This is a genomic window from Sphingomonas sp. STIS6.2 (assembly GCF_000732685.2).
GTDB classification, from domain to species: domain Bacteria; phylum Pseudomonadota; class Alphaproteobacteria; order Sphingomonadales; family Sphingomonadaceae; genus Sphingomonas; species Sphingomonas aerolata.
Map to the genome: position 1 here is coordinate 253153 of NZ_JPDP02000159.1, position 16507 is coordinate 269659.

The 16507-nt window shown below is 65.5% G+C and carries 16 protein-coding genes; 9 read left to right on the forward strand and 7 right to left on the reverse strand.

Going from position 1 to position 16507, the window contains the following annotated elements:
- The first annotated feature begins 2 nt into the window (after positions 1–2).
- The 3 genes from guaB (at position 3) to sphst_RS16100 (ending at position 3354) form a co-directional block, all read left to right on the forward strand.
- A complete protein-coding gene (gene guaB / locus sphst_RS16090) occupies positions 3–1460 on the forward strand; it encodes an IMP dehydrogenase (protein WP_031393400.1) in 1458 nt (485 codons plus the stop codon).
- Positions 1461–1633: 173 nt separating this feature from the next.
- Positions 1634–2821: an RsmB/NOP family class I SAM-dependent RNA methyltransferase gene (locus sphst_RS16095; protein WP_031393399.1), complete on the forward strand. Its 1188-nt coding sequence runs from the start codon at positions 1634–1636 to the stop codon at positions 2819–2821.
- A gap of 32 nt (positions 2822–2853) precedes the next feature.
- On the forward strand, positions 2854–3354 hold the full coding sequence (locus sphst_RS16100) for a tetratricopeptide repeat protein (protein WP_031393398.1): 501 nt from the start codon (positions 2854–2856) through the stop codon (positions 3352–3354).
- 11 nt (positions 3355–3365) lie between these two features.
- Here sphst_RS16100 and rsmA read toward each other — a convergent pair whose 3' ends face one another.
- The 4 genes from rsmA to sphst_RS16120 form a co-directional block, all read right to left on the reverse strand.
- Entirely contained in the window at positions 3366–4217 is an 852-nt protein-coding gene (gene rsmA, locus sphst_RS16105; protein ID WP_031393397.1) for a 16S rRNA (adenine(1518)-N(6)/adenine(1519)-N(6))-dimethyltransferase RsmA, read from the reverse strand.
- Positions 4214–5224, reverse strand: a complete 1011-nt coding sequence (gene pdxA, locus sphst_RS16110; RefSeq protein WP_031393396.1) for a 4-hydroxythreonine-4-phosphate dehydrogenase PdxA — start codon at positions 5222–5224, stop codon at positions 4214–4216. Before pdxA ends, rsmA begins: the two co-directional genes overlap by 4 nt.
- Positions 5225–5231: 7 nt before the next feature.
- The gene (locus tag sphst_RS16115; protein ID WP_414711869.1) at positions 5232–6575 is read right to left on the reverse strand and encodes a peptidylprolyl isomerase; all 1344 of its coding nucleotides are present in this window, start codon (positions 6573–6575) and stop codon (positions 5232–5234) included.
- Positions 6576–6713: 138 nt separating this feature from the next.
- Positions 6714–8957, reverse strand: coding sequence for an LPS-assembly protein LptD (locus sphst_RS16120; RefSeq protein WP_031393394.1), 2244 nt, complete (start codon positions 8955–8957; stop codon positions 6714–6716).
- 221 nt (positions 8958–9178) lie between these two features.
- Here sphst_RS16120 and sphst_RS16125 point away from each other — a divergent pair, with 221 nt between their 5' ends.
- From sphst_RS16125 to sphst_RS16140, 4 genes are all read left to right on the forward strand, one after another.
- Positions 9179–10657, forward strand: coding sequence for a leucyl aminopeptidase (locus tag sphst_RS16125; RefSeq protein ID WP_031393393.1), 1479 nt, complete (start codon positions 9179–9181; stop codon positions 10655–10657).
- 83 nt (positions 10658–10740) lie between these two features.
- Positions 10741–11178 (forward strand): DNA polymerase III subunit chi, encoded by a 438-nt coding sequence (locus tag sphst_RS16130; protein WP_031393392.1) that lies wholly within the window; start codon positions 10741–10743, stop codon positions 11176–11178.
- Between the two features lie 89 nt (positions 11179–11267).
- Positions 11268–11690, forward strand: coding sequence for a nucleoside-diphosphate kinase (ndk, locus tag sphst_RS16135; RefSeq protein WP_031393391.1), 423 nt, complete (start codon positions 11268–11270; stop codon positions 11688–11690).
- Entirely contained in the window at positions 11690–12208 is a 519-nt protein-coding gene (locus tag sphst_RS16140; protein ID WP_031393390.1) for a GNAT family N-acetyltransferase, read from the forward strand. The genes ndk and sphst_RS16140 overlap by 1 nt, the downstream gene beginning before the upstream one ends.
- 24 nt (positions 12209–12232) lie before the next feature.
- On the opposite strand, the gene sphst_RS16145 is transcribed toward sphst_RS16140, so the two are convergent.
- From sphst_RS16145 to purM, 3 genes are read right to left on the reverse strand one after another with little or no spacing between them, the layout of a single operon-like run.
- Complete coding sequence (locus sphst_RS16145) at positions 12233–12835, reverse strand: hypothetical protein (RefSeq protein ID WP_031393389.1); 603 nt, start codon at positions 12833–12835, stop codon at positions 12233–12235.
- Positions 12836–12860: 25 nt separating this feature from the next.
- On the reverse strand, positions 12861–13433 hold the full coding sequence (purN, locus tag sphst_RS16150; protein ID WP_031393388.1) for a phosphoribosylglycinamide formyltransferase: 573 nt from the start codon (positions 13431–13433) through the stop codon (positions 12861–12863).
- Positions 13426–14529, reverse strand: a complete 1104-nt coding sequence (purM, locus tag sphst_RS16155; protein WP_031393387.1) for a phosphoribosylformylglycinamidine cyclo-ligase — start codon at positions 14527–14529, stop codon at positions 13426–13428. Before purM ends, purN begins: the two co-directional genes overlap by 8 nt.
- 64 nt (positions 14530–14593) lie before the next feature.
- On the opposite strand from purM, the gene sphst_RS16160 reads away from it, so the two are divergent.
- Positions 14594–15838 carry a heavy-metal-associated domain-containing protein gene (locus tag sphst_RS16160; protein ID WP_031393386.1) on the forward strand — a complete coding sequence of 415 codons (1245 nt, stop codon included), beginning with the start codon at positions 14594–14596 and terminating at the stop codon, positions 15836–15838.
- Between the two features lie 11 nt (positions 15839–15849).
- Positions 15850–16494 carry a DnaA ATPase domain-containing protein gene (locus sphst_RS16165; protein WP_031393385.1) on the forward strand — a complete coding sequence of 215 codons (645 nt, stop codon included), beginning with the start codon at positions 15850–15852 and terminating at the stop codon, positions 16492–16494.
- Positions 16495–16507 lie beyond the last annotated feature (13 nt).

Here is a 16507-nt window from a genome sequence, read left to right on the forward strand (position 1 = left end):
TCATGGATATCCGCCTCGGCCTCACTTTCGACGACGTCCTTCTGTATCCGGGGGAATCGGACGTGCTGCCAAGCCAGGCGGACACGCGGACCCAGGTTACGCGGGGGATAGCCCTCAACATTCCGATCCTGTCCTCCGCGATGGACACCGTGACCGAAGCGGACATGGCGATCGTCATGGCCCAGCTCGGCGGTATCGGCGTGCTGCACCGTAACCTGACGATCGAGGAACAGGTTGTCGCGGTCCGTCAGGTCAAGCGGTTCGAATCGGGGATGGTGGTCAACCCGATCACGATCAAGCCGACTGCCACTCTGGGCGAGGCGCAGGCGTTGATGGCTGGCCACCGGATTAGCGGCATTCCGGTCGTCGAGTCGGATGGCAAGCTGGTCGGGATCCTAACCAATCGCGATGTTCGCTTCGCCGGTAACCCGCAGCAGCCGGTCAGCGAGCTCATGACGCACGAGAATCTTGCAACCGTGTCGACCGAGGTCGGCAAGGAGGAAGCGCGCCGGCTGCTGCACCAGCGTCGCATCGAAAAGCTGCTGGTCGTCGATGCCGAGTATCGTTGCGTCGGCCTCATTACGGTTAAGGATATCGAAAAGGCCGTCATGTTCCCCGATGCGACCAAGGACGAAGCGGGCCGCCTGCGTGTCGCAGCGGCGACGACCGTCGGCGACAAGGGCTTCGATCGCACGGAACAGCTGGTCGACGCCGGATGCGACCTGATCGTCATAGACACGGCGCATGGTCATAACCGCGACGTCGGGCGTGCGGTCGAGCGGGTGAAGAAACTGTCCAACTCGGTCCAGGTCGTTGCCGGCAACGTCGCGACGGGCGACGCGACCCGCGCGCTGATCGACGCGGGCGCGGACGGCATCAAGGTCGGCATCGGCCCCGGGTCGATCTGCACCACGCGGGTGGTCGCTGGCGTGGGCGTACCGCAGTTGACGGCCGTGATGGATTGCGCCGAAGCCGGTCACAAGGCCGGCGTACCGGTGATCGCGGATGGCGGTATCCGCACGTCGGGCGACATGGCCAAGGCGCTGGCCGCGGGCGCATCGACCGTGATGATCGGGTCGCTGCTCGCCGGGACCGACGAGGCGCCGGGCGAAACCTTCCTTTACCAGGGGCGCGCGTATAAATCCTATCGTGGTATGGGTTCGGTCGGCGCGATGGGTCGCGGGTCTGCGGATCGCTACTTCCAAGGCGATATCAAGGACCAGCTGAAGTTGGTTCCCGAGGGCATCGAAGGGCAGGTTGCGTATAAGGGCCCGGCACGTGACGTCGTCCACCAGCTCGTCGGCGGGATCAAGGCGGCGATGGGCTATACAGGATCGGCAACGATCCCGGATCTGCAGGCACGCGCGGAATTCGTCCAGATCACCGGTGCCGGCCTGATGGAGAGTCATGTCCACGACGTCACGATCACGCGCGAGGCCCCGAACTACCCGACGCGCTAGCATCGACGCCTCCCGATGCCGCCACGGGATCGGTAGGGCCCGCCGGCCGGGAATGCGGCAAGCGGATACCTGAAATCATTCCCTTCTGCGTCCGGGAGGGGGTAGGGGCAGGGGATGATGATGATCCCCTACCAAATCACTACCCGATATTGCGCAGTCCCGGGAGGCCGGCCTTGACCCCGTCGGCACGGACCCAGGCCGCGATCGAACTGCTTGACCAGATCATCGCCGCTGCCCGGGAGAGCGGCGCGGCAGCCGACACGCTCATCGCCCGCTACTTCGCCACGCGTCGCTATGCGGGGTCGAAGGACCGTCGCGCCGTGCGTGAGCTCGTCTATGCGGCGATCCGCAAGGCAGGGGATCGGCCTGAGGACGGTCGTGCCGCGATGCTGCTGGTCGCTGATGCCGACCCCGCGCTGGCCGCGACCTTCGACGGCTCGACCCATGCACCAGCGCCGATCGGCAAGGACGAACCACGCGCGCGCGCTGGCGTCGCCCCGCAATGGCTGACCAAGGCGTTGCGGGCATCGGGGCTCGATGGCGCGGCGCTCACCGATCTTGCGGGGCGCGCGACGCTCGACCTGCGGGTCAACACGCTCGTCGCGGATCGTCCCGCCGTGCTCGCCGCATTGCCCGAGGCTGAGGCGACACCGCACGCTCCCGACGGAATCCGGCTGCCGACCGGCACGAACGTCGAGGCATTGCCGCTGTTCAACGAGGGAGCGCTGGAAGTCCAGGACGAGGGCAGCCAGATCGTCGGGCTCGCGATGCAGGCCAAGCCCGGCCAAAGGATCGTCGACCTCTGCGCAGGCGCTGGCGGCAAGACGCTCGCGCTCGCCGCGATGATGGCGAACACGGGTACCGTCCTTGCCTGCGATACCGATCGTAACCGGCTGTCACGGCTGGCGCCGCGCGCGACGCGTGCGGGGGCCGTGATCATCGAGACGCAGTTGCTCAACCCGACCCGTGAGATCGAGGCGTTGAGCGAATGGGCAGGCCGTGCGGACGGCGTGCTCGTTGATGCGCCTTGTTCGGGAACAGGCACGTGGCGACGCAATCCCGAGGCGCGCTGGCGCCTGACGCCCGACCGCGTGTCCAGATTGCAGTCGACCCAACAGCAGGTCCTGTCGGTCGCGGCAACGCTGGTCAAACCGGGCGGTACGTTGGTGTATATCGTCTGTTCGCTGCTCGATGCGGAAGGCACGGACCAGGTTACGTGGTTCCTGGGCGCGCATCCCGGCTGGACGACCGCGCCGCTGTCGTTGCCCGCAGGCGCTGTCCACGGCCACGGGGTTCGCCTCGAGCCAGGCCGCGACGGCACCGACGGATTTTTTGTCGCGCGCCTTATCAGCCCATGCTAGCCAAACCCGCTGTGCCCCGCCTGGAGACCATCATGCGTTTTTCGACCGTTGCCGTTGCCGCCGCGCTGACGGTCGTGTCCGTATCGACGTCACTGAGCGGCCAACGGCCCGATACGCAGATTGATGCGCGGTCGTTGCAACTGCTCGCACAGGGGCGCAGCCTGAAGGCGGCCGGCAATCTCGACGGTGCGACCGACATGCTCGAAACCGCGGTCGCGGTGGATCCGCGCAATCGCGCGGCGTTCGTTGAACTGGGCAGAGTCGCAGAGGCGCGCGAACTGCCGGGCAAGGCGATCCGCCTTTACCGCGAGGCGCTGCTGCTTGAGCCCAACGACGTCACCGCGTTGCAGGGGCAAGGCAGTGCGCTGGTGATGAAGGGCGCGGTCGTCCGGGCCCGCGACAACCTCGCCAAGATCCGCACCATCTGCAAGGGTCAGTGTCCCGAAGCCGTGCAGCTTGCCGCGATCATCGCCAAGGGTCCGCCGATCACGACTGCGCAGGTCGTAAAGCCCGCGACCCCCGCCAAGGACTGAGCGGAACGACCTCAGCCGCTGACGGTGAGCGGCCGTGTCTTCGCAGCGCGCGCCAGTGCCACGAAATCCAGCACCGACAAGGTCTCTGCGCGTCGCGTCCCATCGATCCCGATCCGCTCCAGTGCATCGAGAGCACCAGGCACCGACTTCAGGCTCTGGCGGAGCATCTTGCGACGCTGGCCAAAGGCGGCGCCGGTCAGCCGTTCGAGCAGGGCGAAGTCGACACCCTTGGGCGCAACCTGTGGCGTGATGTGGACGACTGCGGACATGACTTTGGGTGGCGGCGTAAAGGCCGACCGGTGGACCGGCATCGCAATCCTCGACGCGCTTCGCCATTGCGCGAGCACCGCAAGGCGTCCGTAATGATCGCTGTTCGTGGTCGCAACGATCCGTTCGGCGACCTCTTTCTGGAACATCAGCGTCAGCGATTGCCACCATGGTGCCCAATCCGCCGACAGCCAGCCGACCAGCAAGGCGGTACCGACGTTATAGGGCAGGTTGGAGACGATGTGAGGTCTTGTCGTGAACAACGACGGCGCGTCGATCGCCAGCGCATCGCCCTCGATGACCGTCAACTGCCCCGGGAACGCGTCGCCCAGTTCGGCCAGCGCCGGGATACAGCGATGATCCCGCTCGATCGCCGTCACGCGCGCACCCGCCGCAAGCAAAGCGCGGGTCAGTCCACCGGGACCTGGGCCGACCTCGAGGACTTCAGCGTCGTGCAGATCACCCGGCACAGCGGCGATGCGCGCCAGTAATTGCCCGTCGAACAGGAAATTTTGGCCCAGCGCTTTGCTGGCATTGAGGCCGTGCCGCGCGATCACCTCGCGCAGCGGGGGGAGAACCGTTGCCGGGGCGATCATCGACTTTCGGTGCTTTGCGCGGCACGCCGATCGGACGCCTGGCCGGCCATCGCGATCGCCGCGATCATGGCACCCGGTTCGGCAAGGTCCTTACCGGCGATCGAGAATGCTGTGCCGTGGTCAGGCGAGGTGCGCACGATAGGCAGCCCGAGCGTGATATTGACGCCTTCGTCGAAATGGATGGTCTTGAGCGGCACGAGCGCCTGGTCGTGGTAGCAGCAGAGTGCCGCGTCATAGGTCGCCCGCGCGCGCGGGTGGAACAAGGTATCTGCCGCAAAAGGCCCGGTCGCGTCGATGCCCTCCGCGCGCAGCAGATCGATTGCCGGAGCGATGATATCAATCTCCTCACGGCCGAGCGCGCCCTGTTCGCCCGCATGCGGATTGAACCCGGCAAAGGCGAGCCTCGGGGCCGCAATCCCGAAGTTGCGAGTCAACCCGCGCGCCGTCGCCCGCCCCTTTGCGACGATCAGATCGACCGACAGCAGGGAGGCGACGTCGCCGAGCGGCACATGCGTCGTGATCGGCACGACACGGAGCGACGGGCCGGCAAGCATCATCACGGCATTCTCGCCCGCGACGCCGAACCGTTCAGCGACGAACTCCGTCTGCCCGGGATGGGTGAAGCCAATCGCGTAAAGCTTTGCCTTCGATACCGGCCCCGTGACCAGTGCGCGTGCTGCTCCGGTCTTGACCAGTCCCACCGCAAGCTCGAGCGCGTGCAAGGCGCAACGGGCGCCCTCGACATCCGGATTCCCGGGCACGATCTCGCCCGCGTCTTCGACGCTCAGCACCGGGAGCGCACCGGCGAATACCGTGGCCGTTTCGGTAGGATCCGCGATCCGGACCACGGGCCCGGACCAGACCCACTCGACCGCCCGGATGTCGCCGATCGCAACGAACGGGGGCAGATCGTGCGCAACACGCGCGGACCAAGCCTTGGCGATGATTTCAGGTCCGATCCCCGCAGGGTCGCCCATCGAGACGGCGAGGGGGCGCGACTGCGGCATGTCAGAATCAGCGATATTCGACGACGGCGTCACGACGCAGATCCCGCAGCTTCTGCTGGGCGCGCAGATTGACGCGCTGCTGCTCGAGCTGTCCCTGGATCTGTTCCGAACTTGGCAGATTGCCTGACTGCGGATCGTCGCGTCCGCACAGGACGAGGGCGCGGACGCCCTGTTCGGCGGACCCGAATGGCGGGCTCGATTCGCCGACCTGTAGCTTGAGCATCACTTCCTGAAGCTGCGGCGGAAGATCGCGGATCCGGACCGTATCATTGTCGACAACGTCGGCGCCGATGCCCGCGGCGACCTTTTCGACGGTGCCGCACCCGCGCAGATCCTTCGTCGCCCTCGCGAACGCCTCGGCACGGGCTGCGGCCTGCGCCTGCGACGTATTGGGCGGGAAGCGCAACGTCAGCTGCTTCAGGCTGAGCCGCGCGTCGCGTGGGTCGGCGGTCAGCACCTGGCGCTTGTCGGTCAGGTACAGGATGGAATAGCCGCCCGACACCTCGATCGGACCGGCCACCTGGCCGACCTGCATCGACTGCGTCGCCTGGGCGAGCTCCGGCGGCAGCGTCGATGCGCGAACCCAGCCAAGGTCGCCGCCGACCGCGCGGGTCGACGCCTCGGAGAATTGCCGCGCATAGGTTTCGAACGGCTGCGTGCCCTTCTGGATTTCCTGGATCAGCTGGCGGGCATTGGCATAGACCTGTTGCCCGTTCGTCGCATTCCCGGCGAGGTAGATTTCCTTCAGGTTGAACTCGTCCGTACCTTTGGCCGCCTCGAGGCGGTCGATGATGCCTTTGACCTCCTCGTCGCCGACGTTGACGAAGGGCTCGACACGGCGCCGCAGATAGCGCTGCCAGGCCAGTTCGCCTTCGATCTGACGCTTGAGCGAGCGATCCGACGAGCCGGTCTGCCGCAGATAGGCCGCCATGGTGGCAGGGGTCCGGTTGAACCGCTTCGACACCGCGTCATAGCTCTGCGTCAGTTCGGCGGGCGTGATCGTGATGTCGGCGGTCTTTGCCTCCTGGATCTGCAGCGTCTCGTCGATCAGCTGCCGCAGGACCTGGAGCTTCAACCGATCGCGGTCTTCGGGAGAGAGCTTGGCGCCCTCATTGGCCATCGCGATCAAGGCGACGCGCTGATCGACGTCGGTGCCGGTGATCACGGAATCGTTGACGATCGCCGTCGGCTTGCGGACGTTCGGATCGACCTTGCCGAAGATCTGAAGGTTCGTCGGCAGGTTAAGCCCGGTATTGTCGGGCACGCTCTGATCGGACACGGTCTGGCCGGATCCTCCAGCGGGCGCGGGCGCAGGCGTTGGCGCGGTCTGGGCAATGGCGCTTGCGGTCAGTGCGGCAAGGACCACAGCGCCGATTACGCGGCCACCACGCGCCGTCAGTCGAACATCATGCTTCAAGGTGTCGGTATCCCATCATCGCGTATCATCGCGCGTGCCGCGCGGCCTACCCTGGCTTAGCTGAATGCGGGCTTAGCGGCCAAGATTGGTGAAGGCCAGCGTCAGCAGGAAACTGTTCCCCTTCCGCGCATCACCGGTATCGTTGTACGTCCGCCGCCACGTCGCGCCAAGCCGCAGGCAATCGTCTTCATACTGCACGCCGACGCGGTGGCGGATCGGGCTGAAACCGTCGCTGACCGACAGCGGATCTTCCGACTTGTTCGTCAAATCGACGACCCCCGATCCGAAGGCCGACCAGAACCGGGCAAACTGGACACGGCCGGCGACGCGGATCTCCTCGCGGTCGCGCAAATCCTCGATCGCGGCGTCGATGTTGCGGTTCAGCTTGAGATAGCCGACGAGCACATAGGTCGCGCGCGATCCGATCGTGGCGTCGATCTCGTTGCGGCGGATCGCCAGGCTGTCCTTGTCGAGCCGGTAGCGGTGCACCACCGAAACAAAGTCGCGGAACCGTAACTCACTGCGACCGACAATATCGGAGAACCGGTCGCTGAGCCCCGTACCGTCGGGCAGGATCGTCGGCCGCGTACCCAGGCGATAGCTCTGTCCGATATTCGTCGTGAAGGCGATCCCTGGAAGGTCGAGCGCCCACTCGCCGCCATAGGTGGCGCGTGAGGAATCCTCGAACCGGTCATACCCGGCAAAGCGGTTCAGTGCGAACAGGTTGGTATCGTCGAGGTCGACGGCGCGCGAATCCTCGTTGGGGATGCGCGTGTTGGCAATGCTCGGTGCGGCGACCAGCTGGACACGCGGCGTGAACCGCTGCGTGCCGCCGAGGAACGTGCCGATGAACGGCCATTTCACGTCCACGGCCGCTGCGCCGATCGCCCGCTTGTGAAATCCTTCGAGTCCGCGATAACTGACGATCGAGGTCGCGTCGGTGTTGTTCGTGTTATAGGCGTCGGCGCGGGCGAATGCCGTGAAGGTGACCTCCTGACCCCAGTTCGTCAGGCGCCGAAGATCCCATTGCGCGCTGGCGAACGCGCGCTGCGTGTCCTGTCCGTCGGTGCGTGTCAGCGCCAGCGTGTTGAGCTGGAGCTGGACGCGGCCCCCGACCAGTCCATCGTCGAAGCGCTTGCGATAGTCGATCTCGGGAAGCGCGATCGGCTGCTGACCCTGGCTGTCATTGACGCGCAGCGTCTGGACGTACCAGCCGGTCAGCGCGAAATAGCTGCTATCGTCGATCCGCTCGAGGCTAGCCGTGCTGCGCAACCGGTCGTCGCGCGAGATGTCGTAGCGCCGCAGGAACGTCCGGTCGGTCGTTAGGCGGAGCGAGCCGCTGACACTCCAGTTGGGCGTCAGCTGGTAGCGTGCCATGCCGTCGAGGTAGCCGCGGAACGCCATGCTGGTGTCCGCCGAATTTGCCGTGGTCAGATCGTCGCTTCGGCGGCTTTCGGTCGCATAGGCGCGCAGGCTGAACGCGCCCCTGGTGCTGAGCGCGGAATAGTCAGCCTGGAGCATCGGTAGGACGCTGGTGTAGAGGTGCGGCGTGACGACCAGGCCTTGGTTAGGCGCGAGCTTCACATAATAGGGAATGCTGACTTCGAAACCGTTGACCCGGCTATAGCCGCCATTGGGGGATAGCAGCCCGCTGTCGCTGCCTCCACCGACGGGATTGGAGAATTTGGGCAACGGTAGGCTGGGAAGGCCGAACAGGTGCAGCCGCGCGCCGGCATAGTAGATCCGCTTGCGGTCGGGGCGATAGGTGACGCTGACTGCAGTGATCTTCCAGGTCGGCTCCTTGGGGCACCCGGCCGAGTTCACGACGGCGCAGGGCGTATATGCGGCACTGCGCAGTTCGACCGTGCCATCAGCCTCGCGCGTCCCTTGCTTGGCGGCCAGCCTGCCGCCCTGTTCGAGCACGACGAGCATGTTGTCGACGACGCCGTCTTTCAGCGAGTCGGTCAGCTCGATCGAGTCGCCATAGGCAATGTCGCCCTGGGGGTTGGAGACCGCGATATTGCCCGTCGCAAGAACCTTGCCCGTCTTGCGGTTCCACACCACTTTGTCGGCGCGCAGCCGATCGCCCTGGCGGAACATGCGGACTTCGCCAGTTGCCGTGACGACGTCGGCGTTGGTGTCATATTCGAGACCGCTGGCGCTGAACTGCACCTGATCCGGGTCCGTTGGGGTCGACGATGTCGGCGGTTCCGGAAGGGGCGGCGCTGCCGGACGTGCCTGGAGATCCTGCGCGCGCGCGGACGCTGGCAGCAGTCCCGATGCGAGCAAGGCGAGCGACAGGGCGCAACCCGCCATAAGGTCGATACGCAACACGATCCGAACCAACCCCTTTTGGAACTGCGGCCGGTCGCCGCCATACCGCGCCGCCTATCGCATCGTCCGCGCGTTGCTGCAATCGCCGTGCGTCGGATCACCGCTATCCACAGGCTTGATCGGCCGCGACCTTGCTTTGCCGCCTCCGCAGCATCAGCTTAGGGGCATCTAGCCCAGTCTATTCAATGTTTTTCGAGGTCCCCATGCAGATCGATTTCACCCCCGTCGCCAAGCCCGATGCGGCCATTCTCGCCGTGCCCGTTGCCAAGGACGCACTATCCAACACGCGATGGACCGCGATCGGTGATGGCGTCGAGGCGGTAGCGATGCAGGCGGCGACCGCTGCGCGGTTCACCGGCGAAGCGGGGGCGATCATCGAGGTCTTCGTGCCGGTCGCGGACGCTGTTCGCCAAGTCTTGTTCGTTGGCGTCGGCGCTGGCAGCGACGCGGATTGGGGGAAAGCTGGCGGTGCGGTCACAGCGCGCCTGCTGACGTCGGGCGCCACCTCGGTGACGATCGACCTGGGTGCCGCCGCGACGCCCCCGAGTGCTGCGGCCGCCGCCCGGTTCGCCGCAGCGGGCCTGCAGCGGGCATGGCGTTACGACACGTATCGCACCAAGCTTGCCGAGACGTCGAAGCCCAGCTTGACGACATTCACGATCGCCGGTGCCCCCGAAGGCACCGACGCGGCATGGGCCGAGCAGGCCGCGGTAAGTGGTGGTATGGACCTGACGCGGTGGCTCGTCACATCGCCGCCAAACATCGTCTACCCCGAGAGCTTCGTCGAGAAGGTGACGAAGGACGTCGAAGGGCTGGGGCTCGAAATCACCGTCCTCGACGAAGCGCAGATGGCGGAACTCGGCATGGGTTCGCTGCTGAGCGTCAGCCAGGGCTCGCGCCGCGAGGCCCGCCTGCTGGCGCTGAAATGGAACGGAGCCGCTGCCGACGTCCCGACGCTTGCCCTTGTCGGCAAGGGCGTGACGTTCGATTCGGGTGGTATCTCGATCAAGCCGGGCGCGGGCATGGAAGACATGAAGTGGGACATGGGCGGGGCAGGGGCCGTCGCCGGCGCGATGAAGGCGCTCGCGGCACGCAAGGCCAAGGCCAATGTGGTCGGCGTGATGGGGCTGGTCGAGAACATGCCCGATGGCGCGGCGCTGCGGCCAAGCGACGTCATCACGTCGATGTCGGGCCAGACGATCGAAGTCCTGAACACCGATGCCGAAGGACGGCTGGTGCTTTGTGACTGCGTAACCTGGGTGCAGAAGACGCATCAGCCTGCGACGATCGTCGATCTCGCGACGCTGACGGGTGCGATGATCGTTGCGCTTGGCACCGAGAATGGCGGCATCTTCGCCAATGACGACGCGCTGGCGGACCAGTTGCTTGCGGCTGGTACGGCCAGCGGCGACACGCTGTGGCGTTTCCCGCTGTCGCCGGCCTACGACAAGCTGATCGACTCGCCGATCGCGGACATGAAGAATGTCGGCCCGCGCGGCGCAGGGTCGATCACTGCGGCGCAGTTCATCAAGCGCTTCGTCGACGAAGGCGTGAAATGGGCGCATCTCGACATCGCGGGCATGGTCTGGTCGGACAAGCCGGGAACCCACCACGACAAGGGCGCGACCGGTTATGGCGTGCGCCTGCTCGACCGGTTCGTTGCCGACAATTTCGAAGGCTGAATGGTCGACATACCGTCATCCTGGCAGAGGTCAGGATGACGGGGCGGCCTGGGGCGGCAGTCTGGGTTTGGGGGAGCAACAAAATGCAGGTCGATTTCTACCACCTGACCAGCCCGCTCGACCGCGTCCTTCCGCGAATCGCCGAGCGCGTAGTGCAAACTGGCGGCCGCCTGCTTATTGTCGCCGAACCCGAGGCGCAGCGTGTCGCGCTCGATCGGCTCCTCTGGTCCTATGCGCCGGAAAGCTTCCTGCCGCATGCGCATATGGGCACGGGTGACGATGCGGCACAGCCTGTACTGATCGCCAGCGACGTGACGACCGCCAATGCGGCGCGCAACGTCGCGATCGTCGATGGTCGCTGGCGGGACGCGGCGCTCGATTTCGAGCGGGTATTCCATGTTTTTGACGAAGAGGCGATTCGCGAGGCGCGGCTGGCATGGAAGGCGCTGGGTGATCGTGACGGTGTCGAGCGCCGGTACTGGAAACAGAACGATGCCGGCCGCTGGGAGCAGGCTGCCTGAAATTGGACGGCATAGGCGTTGCCTTGGGGCCGATCCGCGCCTAAGCGCCGCGCATCCAATTCCCGCCAACACAGGAGCCCGTGACCATCATGGCCGCGAACCGTACCTTTTCGATCATCAAGCCCGATGCCACCCGCCGCAACCTGACCGGTGCGGTCACCAAGATGCTCGAGGAAGCCGGCCTGCGCGTCGTCGCGTCGAAGCGCATCCAGATGACCCGCGAGCAGGCCGAAGGCTTCTACGCGGTGCACAAGGAGCGTCCCTTCTTTGGTGAGCTCGTGTCGTTCATGATCTCGGGCCCCGTCGTCGTCCAGGTTCTCGAGGGCGAGAACGCGATGCAGCGCAACCGCGACATCATGGGTGCGACCAACCCGGCGAATGCCGAGCCCGGCACGATCCGTAAGGAACTTGCCGAGTCGATCGAAGCGAATAGCGTTCACGGTTCGGATTCGGACGAGAATGCCGAGATCGAGATCGCCTATTTCTTCAAGCCCGAAGAAATCGTCGGCTGATGCTCTGGCGGCTGCGACGCGCGACGGTGGGCGATGCGCCCGCCCTCTCGCTCGTCGGAGCCGCCTCTTTTCTTGACGCCTACGCAACAGCCTTTGCGGGCGTCGACATCGTCGATCATTGTACGCGGAACAACAGTGTCGCGACTTTCGCGGCGTGGCTCGACGATCCGGCAACGATCGTGACGCTTGCGGAATATGAGCCTGGACATGCGCCGATCGGCTATTCCGTGCTCACGAAGCCTGCCTTTCCGATAGAGACCGGTCCTCGCGACATCGAACTGCGCCGCATCTACCTCATGAAGCAGGCGCAGGGATCAGGTCTAGGCGCCGCGTTGATGGACCGGGCGCTCGCTGACGCGGCCGAGCGCGATTACGCCCGTGTGTTGTTGGGTGTGTGGGGCTTGAACGCCCGCGCCCGCGCATTTTACGAACGCCAGCAATTCTCCGTGATCGGCACCCGGCCCTTCAGGATCGGGACGACGCCGTATACCGATCCGGTCTACGCCCGTGAAATCTGACGGTCGCAGGGGTAAGGTGCCTCGTTAGCGTTGTTGGCGTGTCCATAACGCGTCTAGCCTAGCCTGATCGCCGCCACGTTGCCTGAGCTTCAAGCCCTCCAGTTTCAGCGATCGGCCGAACGGAAACACACCGGCTTTCGTGCGCCAGATCACGTCGTAGATGCCGCTTGCCGAACCCGAGACATCGCCGTCGGTATAGGTGACGGCAATGAGGACCGGCAGCCGCCCGGCCTGATCGTCCGCGCCGCCGTCGGTGGCTTTCAGCAAGGCCTTTTCGAACCAGTCGCGTTGGATCTGATCCGTCAGGGCATCCTTGCGCTCGACGCTCAGCGCCGAGGGGAACGCGATCGTCGCCGTCTGGATGTCGTGCCTCTCGTCGCGCAGCAACATCAGCGAATCGCCATTCTCCGCCGCAACGGCTCGGATTTCGAAACGCCGGCTTTCGCGCTGTTCGCTGGCAAGTGCGCTCGCCTTCTCGGCCTTGTCCGCGTTGCGTTCGGACCAGTTGCTCCAGAGCGTGAGTGCCGCGATGAGCACGCCAGCGACCGCGAGGACCTCTGCCAGCGTCACCCAGCGGCGACGCGTTTCGGCGGCTTCACGCCGTTCGGTCGGTGTTTCGCGGCTCATCAGACGTCTGCTTTCGACAGGGCGTTCATCGTGTCACGAACTCGGCGAGCGTTCTGGGGTATAGCGCATGTTCCGCGGCCAGCACGCGATTCGCCAGCGCGTCCGCGTCGTCGGCTGGCAGAATCGGGACTTCGGCCTGGCCCAGCACGACGCCGCCATCGAGTTCCTCGGTAACCAGATGGACCGAGCATCCTCCGGTGGCATCGCCCGCCGCGATCGCCCTCGCATGCGTATCGAGCCCCTTATATTTGGGGAGCAACGAGGGATGGATATTGACGATCCGATCGCGCCATGCGGCGACGAATCCGTCGGAGAGCAGCCGCATATAGCCGGCCAGCGCGATGATATCGACCGCGGCGTCCCGGAGCGCCCGATCGATCGCCGCCTCAAAGGCCGGTTTACCCAACCCGCGGGGAGACAGCGCAAATGTCGCTATCCCCTCGGCCTTTGCCCATGCGATGCCGGCCGCCTCCGGCTTGTCGGACGCGACGAGCACCACCTCATAAGGGCAGTTCGCAGCGCGCGACGCCTCAACCAGCGCGATCATGTTCGATCCGCGCCCCGACAGGAGCACGCCGACGCGCGTTCTGTCAGCCATGAGTCGCGGTCCAGTCGGCGCGCGCGCTCCATGTGCCCGCCGAACCGCGCACGGTGCAGCCATGTGTCCCCGCCTCGATCCGCCCGATCGGGAATACCGTCTCGCCCGCGGCTTCCAGCGCAGCGGTGATCATTGTCACATCGTTAGCGTCGACAATAGCGACCATGCCGACGCCGCAATTGAAGGTCCGTGCCATCTCCTCGGGTTCGATAGCACCCTGCGCCTGAAGGAAGGCCATGAGCCGGGACTGCTCCCAGGCATCTGCATCGACGATCGCATGAACGCCTTGCGGCAGAACCCGTGGAATGTTTTCGAGCAAGCCACCGCCCGTGATATGCGCGAGGCCCTTGATGCGGCGCTCACGCAGAAGTGGCAGGAGGCCGGCGACGTAGATCCGAGTCGGCGCCATCAGATGGTCGATCAGCAGCTTGTCCTGATCGAACAGCGCCGGCCGGTCGAGTTTCCACCCGCGGTCGCTGGCGAGCCGGCGGACGAGCGAAAAGCCGTTCGAATGCACCCCTGACGACGCCAGCCCGAGCATGACGTCGCCTGCCGCGATATCGCGGCCGGTCAGCATGTTGGTCCGCTCGACCGCGCCGACGCAGAAGCCGGCAAGATCATAGTCGCCGTCCGCGTACATGCCCGGCATCTCCGCGGTTTCGCCGCCGATCAGCGCACAGCCGGCCGTCTTGCAACCCTCGGCGATCGACGCGACGACGCGCTCTGCAACTTCAGCGTCGAGTTTGCCGCTGGCATAATAATCCAGGAAAAACAGCGGCTCGGCGCCCTGGACGATCAGGTCGTTGACGCACATCGCGACGAGATCGATGCCGACGCCGTCATGTCGGTTCCATTCGATCGCCAGCTTCAGCTTGGTGCCCACACCATCGTTCGCCGCGACCAGCAAAGGGTCGACGAAGCCCGCCGCCTTCAGGTCGAACAGGCCACCAAAGCCGCCGAGATCGGCATCGGCGCCGGGGCGTCGCGTCGAGCGGGCAAGCGGTGCAATCGCGCGCACCAGCGCGTTGCCGGCGGCGATCGAGACCCCCGCTTGAGCGTAGGTATAGGGCGTGGCGGAGTCTGGCGTATCGGTCATGATCGGTGCTGCTAGCCACATCGCGCTTGGATTTCCACGTCTGCTTCGCCAAAAGGCCCGCGTGATGCGTATCCGTGCCCTTCCCACCGCGCTTGCCGGCGCCGCGCTGCTGCTTGGCGGCGGGGCCGTGCTCGCACAGATCGAGGGCGGCAGCCGCGGCGCAGCGCCCGTCGATAGCGGGAGTGCGTACGAGGTCAGCGGCGTCATTGTCGACGTCGCGGGCCCGTCCGCCGATGCTGCCCGCTATGGCGGCTGGCGACTGGCGCAGCGCAAGGCCTGGGTGCAATTGTCGAATCGGCTGGGCGGGGGCGGCGCGCTGGTGTCCGACGGCACGCTCGATTCGCTGGTTTCGGGTATCGTCGTCGAGAACGAACAGATCGGGCCGCAGCGTTATGTCGCCAAGCTCGGCGTCCTGTTCGATCGTACCCGGGCGGGATCGCTGCTGGGCATCTCGAGTTATGCGGATCGTTCGCAACCCATGCTTGTGATACCCGTCCAATGGTCGGGTGGCGTTGGACAGGTCTTCGAACAGCGGACGGAATGGCAGCAGGCCTGGGCACGCTACCGGACGGGCAACAGCAGCATCGACTATGTCCGCCCGTCGGGGTCGGGTCCCGACGCGCTACTGTTGAACGTCGGTCAGACGCAGCGGCCCGGCCGCGGATGGTGGCGGACGATCATCGATCAATATGGCGCCAGCGACATTCTCGTTCCGGTCGTCACGCTCTATCGCCAATGGCCGGGTGGTCCGGTCATCGGAGTGTTCGAAGCACGTCATGGCCCCGACAATGCGCTGATCGGCCGTTTCACGCTGCGTGTCGGTACCCCGGACGGGCTGCCGCAGCTTATGGACACCGGCGTCAAGCGGATCGACGACCTGTACCAGCAGGCGCGGCGGAACGGCACGCTGCGGGTTGATTACAGTCTTTCGCCGCCACCCGCGCCCGATCCGATTGCGAGCGAAACCGCCCCCGTCGACGAAACGGCCGATGCCAATACGGCCGTCCTGACGGGTGGCACCGGCCTGTCGATCACCGTTCAGTTCGATACGCCCGCAGCGGCGGCCGTTACCTCGACGGAGGTGGCGCTGCGGGCGATTCCCGGCGTCCGGTCGGCCGCGACGACCAGCCTCGCACTCGGCGGCGTGTCGCTGATGCGTGTCGCCTATGATGGTGATCCGGCAGCGCTCAAGGCGGCGCTCGAAGCGCGCGGCTATCAGGTATTCGGCTCGGGCCAGACCATCCGGATCCGCCGGACCGCACAGCTTCTTCCGCCGGACCTGCCCGCGGACAATGCGACGACAGGGTGAGCGCAGACCGAATGACTCAAATTGCGCTGCCGCTCGGTTGGCCGGCGGATCCCCTTGACGACGCCTTCCTGGTGACTCCTTCAAATGCCCGTGCCGCACAGACCCTCGAGCATTGGGCGACCTGGCCGGTCATGACCGCCATTCTTACTGGTCCGCGCAAGTCGGGTCGTAGCCTGCTCGCGCGGATCTTTGCAGCCAAGAGTGGCGGGACAATCATCGATGATGCCGAACGCGTCCCCGAGGCGCAGCTTTTCCACGCCTGGAATCGCGCGCAGGAAGAGCACAGGCCTTTGCTCATCGTCGCCGACGCGGCGCCGCCCGAATGGAAGGTCAAGCTGCCCGACCTGCGCTCCCGCCTTGCTGCGAGTCCGATCGCGACGATCGGCCCGCCTGACGACGAACTCATGCGGGTGTTGCTCGCACATTTGTTCGAGCGTCGCAACATCGATGCCCGGCCCGATCTCATTGACTGGCTCGCGTCGCGAATCGAGCGTAGTCATATTACCGTCACTCGAACCGTCGATGCGCTGGATCAGGAAACGATGGAACGCCGCAAGCGCTTGTCCATTAATCTTGCACGCACCACCCTGACCAAGGCTGGCCTGATCCTACGACCGCAACTTGCCCTTGATCTGCCGCTTTTCACGTCACCTTGAGCCCCTAGAGGAC

Coding starts and splice junctions, on each gene's coding strand:
- guaB (WP_031393400.1), top strand. CDS start 3: ATGGATATCCGCCTCGGCCTCACTTTCGACGACGTCCTTCTGTATCCG.
- sphst_RS16100 (WP_031393398.1), top strand. CDS start 2,854: ATGCGTTTTTCGACCGTTGCCGTTGCCGCCGCGCTGACGGTCGTGTCC.
- rsmA (WP_031393397.1), bottom strand. CDS start 4,217: ATGATCGCCCCGGCAACGGTTCTCCCCCCGCTGCGCGAGGTGATCGCG.
- pdxA (WP_031393396.1), bottom strand. CDS start 5,224: ATGCCGCAGTCGCGCCCCCTCGCCGTCTCGATGGGCGACCCTGCGGGG.
- sphst_RS16120 (WP_031393394.1), bottom strand. CDS start 8,957: ATGGCGGGTTGCGCCCTGTCGCTCGCCTTGCTCGCATCGGGACTGCTG.
- sphst_RS16125 (WP_031393393.1), top strand. CDS start 9,179: ATGCAGATCGATTTCACCCCCGTCGCCAAGCCCGATGCGGCCATTCTC.
- sphst_RS16130 (WP_031393392.1), top strand. CDS start 10,741: ATGCAGGTCGATTTCTACCACCTGACCAGCCCGCTCGACCGCGTCCTT.
- ndk (WP_031393391.1), top strand. CDS start 11,268: ATGGCCGCGAACCGTACCTTTTCGATCATCAAGCCCGATGCCACCCGC.
- sphst_RS16140 (WP_031393390.1), top strand. CDS start 11,690: ATGCTCTGGCGGCTGCGACGCGCGACGGTGGGCGATGCGCCCGCCCTC.
- sphst_RS16145 (WP_031393389.1), bottom strand. CDS start 12,835: ATGAGCCGCGAAACACCGACCGAACGGCGTGAAGCCGCCGAAACGCGT.
- purN (WP_031393388.1), bottom strand. CDS start 13,433: ATGGCTGACAGAACGCGCGTCGGCGTGCTCCTGTCGGGGCGCGGATCG.
- purM (WP_031393387.1), bottom strand. CDS start 14,529: ATGACCGATACGCCAGACTCCGCCACGCCCTATACCTACGCTCAAGCG.
- sphst_RS16160 (WP_031393386.1), top strand. CDS start 14,594: ATGCGTATCCGTGCCCTTCCCACCGCGCTTGCCGGCGCCGCGCTGCTG.
- sphst_RS16165 (WP_031393385.1), top strand. CDS start 15,850: ATGACTCAAATTGCGCTGCCGCTCGGTTGGCCGGCGGATCCCCTTGAC.